The 4,171-nt window shown below is 50.1% G+C and carries 5 protein-coding genes; all 5 read right to left on the bottom strand.

Annotated features, from left to right (window positions below):
• Positions 1–389: 389 nt before the first annotated feature.
• Entirely contained in the window at positions 390–1,241 is an 852-nt protein-coding gene (locus M3200_RS00490; RefSeq protein WP_022381581.1) for a hypothetical protein, read from the bottom strand.
• Between the two features lie 103 nt (positions 1,242–1,344).
• Positions 1,345–2,019, bottom strand: a complete 675-nt coding sequence (locus M3200_RS00485) for a Pr6Pr family membrane protein (RefSeq protein ID WP_022381580.1) — start codon at positions 2,017–2,019, stop codon at positions 1,345–1,347.
• 61 nt (positions 2,020–2,080) lie between these two features.
• Positions 2,081–2,341: a hypothetical protein gene (locus M3200_RS00480; RefSeq protein WP_022381579.1), complete on the bottom strand. Its 261-nt coding sequence runs from the start codon at positions 2,339–2,341 to the stop codon at positions 2,081–2,083.
• A 333-nt stretch (positions 2,342–2,674) separates the two neighbouring features.
• Positions 2,675–2,851, bottom strand: a complete 177-nt coding sequence (locus tag M3200_RS00475) for a hypothetical protein (RefSeq protein ID WP_022381578.1) — start codon at positions 2,849–2,851, stop codon at positions 2,675–2,677.
• A 29-nt stretch (positions 2,852–2,880) separates the two neighbouring features.
• On the bottom strand, positions 2,881–4,171 hold a 1,291-nt coding region (gene feoB, locus M3200_RS00470), incomplete at its 5' end, for a ferrous iron transporter B (RefSeq protein ID WP_288178056.1).

Genomic DNA, 4,171 nt, shown 5'->3' with positions numbered 1-4,171 from the left:
GTGACCTATCTACTACACTTCTATTGTACTAGGTGGGCCGTATACCAGTTGGTATAGAAGTGATTCATGATAATGACATAAGTCTTAGTGTACGGGTCGGATGAGTTGCATTTCCTCAGCCGTAGGTATATAAGTTCAAGACAAATTAGAACTGATTTCTTATATTTCACATCGCAGAACTGTCCCCGGAGGGGAAAGTGCCCAGCCTATCACTTTTCTGTTGCTGGGAGAAAGAGTTGCATTTTCTAAGAAGGCGAAGCATCATCGCCTATGGTTTTCAGATAACACAGGCCTATATTTATGTCAGATAATCCTCCAATGGAATATTCCAATAGAAAAAGGGCTGTGACAAAATGTTTGCACACTTTGTCACAGCCCTCATTTGTTTTTTACTTCGTCTCTTTTGCTTCTGTTTCTTTCTTGGCCGGTTCTTCCTTGGCGGTTTCTTCCGGCGCTTTTTCCTTTGCGTCGCTGGTAGCAATGCCTTTCTTTCTGGCAGCTTCCAATGTATCGGTTCTGGTGCCGTCCTTGAGTTCGACTTCTTCGCCGTGGAAGTCTTCGCCTGTCAGTTCGTCAGCGCGGCCGCCCATTTCGGTGCCCTTCTGGCGGAGCTGCTTGATGCCTTCTTCGAAGTCCATTTCCGGATGTTCCTTGAAGTAGCCCTGTTCACGGAGTTTCTTTTCCATGCCTTTATAGGTAAAGGTGACGACTTCTTCCTGCGGGATGCGGATCTGGCCGGGCATTCTCTTTTCGAATTCCTTCCAGAATTCTTCAGAGGCTTTCATGAGGACGCGGCCGACTTTCTGGGTGCTTCCGATATCGTAGAGGAGGGACCAGATCGGACGGTTGTCCATCTTTGCGTATTCATGGAATGTATAGCGGTAGGTGACCGGCTTCATGAGCTGGTTCTTGAAGTGGTGCACGCCGTAGATTTCATCATAAGGAATGATGATTTCCTTCTTGTGGCCTACGCCGGTCTTCAGCATGTAGAGCCCATCATCTTCCAGGCGGTAAACGGTCTTGGTGAGGACGGTATCGAGCAACCACCAGAGGATGGCAATCTGTATGCCGATATCAATGACAGGAACGCGGCCGTGGACGATGCCCCAGTAGCCGGTCCAGCATACGTAGGCTGCCCAGAGGATGAATCCTAACACTGCAGGAATCATATAGGGTTTGTAAAAATAGGAATGGTCGACGAAATCTTTCGGGGATCCAGTCTGTGTGATCTTATTTGCCATGCTTCATACTCCTTTTGAGCAGCAATAAAGGGAAATCAATGCATTGATTATAACATACGGACATCTGCAGAAGCGGGAAGCCCGCATGCATCCGTCTTATCCATCATCCATTAAACGTCCAGGAAAGGGGCGGAATGCCAAGTGCCCAGAGGCCTGCTCCGACGGCATAGACGATGATGCCGATGATGAAGAAGCGCAGGCCTACCATGAGGACGCCTTTCGTGATGACAAGGATATTATGGAAATTCGGATCCATGAAGGTGTAGGGATAGAGATGGCTCTTCCCGTGGAGAACGATCGTCAGCCATGCCCTGAAGTAGACGAAGACGACATAGAGTGCAGGGTAAACCATCCATGTGATCATGGTGTACCAGTGCATTTCGCGCTTGTCTACGAAGAGAATGTAGTCGATCATCATCAGGATCGGAATGATGTAATGGAATATGTAGTTGTAAAAGGAAAAGTGTTCGTAGCTGATGTCGTTCAGCTTGTGGGTCCTTATGGCGCCCGGCCGCACGATGAGATGGTACATGAGCGACAGTGTCCCAAGGCTCGCTGCGACAGCGTAGCGGAAGTCGGCGGTATAAAGAACCGGCATGTCCACTTTCATGAGCGTCGCGCCCAGCCAGAGTACGAACAGGGTAAATGTGGAAAATGTGTAGTACTGGATTCTTGACCAAAAAACAAAAGGCGTCAGGACCTTATGCTTCATCAGGAGGATCAGCCCTATGATCAGAAAGACGAAGATCACCCAGCGGTAAATTAAAGCGACCGGCATATGCACCTCGAAAGGAAAGACTAGCGGGAACTTTCATCCCGGATCAGCATTTGGAAAATGCTTATTTCTTGTTTCTCTTTCCTCTTCTAGACTGCTTATGGCGGGCTTCAGCGCGAAGACGGCGGACTTCTTCCTTCTCACGGATCTGGTCCTCTTCCTCCTGCCTGATTTTCTTCTTCTGGTGGTAGTTGTAAATATTCATAGCCAGACAGAGAAGGATCATAACGGCAATGGCAACGGTTCTTACGTTCACACCATTTACCATAATGTTCCAAATGGCGAAAGCGACAGCTACGCCAAATAAAAGTCCACGTGCTTTCATCCTTGTGATTTCTCCTTTGCGCGGGAAGGCCGCGTTAATCTTGTAAAAAACGTTAAAAGCATATCGCTCTTATTTTAATAGTTTTTGTTCATGATAGCAATACAAATAAAAAATATATTCTATATGTCCATGAAAAAAGATCTCTGCCCGTTTTCAAAGAAAAAGGCGTTTTTAAGCCGGCATCTTTTTGAACGAGTAATCAGTCGTTTCTTTTCCGCCCTTGCGTAAGAGGGGCTTTTTCAAGCGAAATTGAGCGAAATATCTTCCGGGCAATAAAAAAAGATGCCTGAGCCCGATGACCCAGACATCTTTCATGATTGGAAATTTCCTTACTCAGGAGTTCTTGATGCCCCCATGCAGTTCCATGCTGCGTGCTTTGCAGGCCGGACATTCTCCGTCCCCGCCTCCGCAGCAGCTTCCTCCGCCGAATGTCACCTTGTAAATATGGCGGCATGCCAGGACGAAGAGGATGGCGATGGCAGCAATGACTAAGTAAACGCCAATGCTCAATGAAATCACCCTTTCTGAAATAATGGTGCTTACGCCTTCACGCCGGCTCCTTCCAGAATTTCTTCCTTCTTCTTGGGAGCAGGACGGACGATCATCCAGAGAGCTGCCAGGCTGACGACGATGGCAAGGACTTGTCCAATGCCGAAAGCGGCGCCGTAGAAGAGCCAGCTTCCGATGTTGTAAGCGACGAATGCCATGCCGTATCCGAGCATGATCTGGAATCCGATGGCAAGAGCTGCCCATTTCCTGTCGCCCATTTCACGGGCAATCGTAGCCATAGCAACGACGCACGGCGGGTCGAACAGGTTCAGGATCATGAAGGAGAAAGCGGCAATCGGTGTGAACATGCCGGCAATGCCAGCCATGAGTTCCATGTCTTCTGCATCAGCAGCGACGCCGTTCAGGACAGCAAGGGTGCCGATAGCGTTTTCCTTTGCCATTTCAGCGGAAATGACAGCGACGGCGCCTTTCCAGTCGCCCAGACCGACCGGTGCGAAGATCCAGGAAATAGCTCCGCCGAAGGCTGCGAGCATGGAGTCTTCAATATCGACCATTTCCATGGACGCATTGAATGCGGAGAAGAACCAGATGATGACGCAGGCTGCAAAAATGATGGTGCCTGCCTTGATGATGAAGCCTTTCGCTCTGTCCCACATATGACGGATGACGCCCTTCATAGCCGGAATATGGTATGCCGGAAGTTCCATGACGAAAGGTGCCGGATCGCCGGCAAAGGCAGAGGTCTTCTTCAGAGCAATGCCCGCCAGAACGATGACGGCAATGCCCAGGAAGTACATAGCCGGAGCCATGAGTACCGAGTCTGGGAAGAAGGTGGACGTGATCATGGAAATGATGACAGCCTTCGCGGAGCACGGGATGAAGGTGCAGAGCATGATGGTCATGCGGCGGTCACGCTGATCTTCGATCGTACGTGTCGCCATGACAGCCGGCACGCCGCAGCCGCTTCCGACCAGGATCGGAATGAAGGACTTGCCGGACAGGCCGAATTTGCGGAAAATGCGGTCCATGATGAATGCGACGCGCGCCATGTATCCGGAGTCTTCCAGGAGTGCCAGGAAGAAGAAAATAAGAACAATCTGCGGCACGAAGCCAAGGACGGTGCCCACGCCGCCGATGATGCCGTCGACGACAAGGCTTTCCAGCCAGTCAGGAGCGGCAATGGCTTCCATGAGGCCGGCAGCTGCATCATTGACATATTCGCCGAATAATACGTCATTCGTCCAGTCGGTAGCCCATGTGCCGATGGTCGTGACGGAAATGTAGTACACAAACGTCATGATGGCGAAGAAAATCGGAAGA

This window comes from Dialister sp. CAG:357, assembly GCF_000435155.1.
In the GTDB taxonomy this organism is placed as follows: Bacteria; Bacillota; Negativicutes; order Veillonellales; family Dialisteraceae; genus Dialister; species Dialister hominis.
This window is presented reverse-complemented; position numbering and strand designations above follow the sequence as displayed.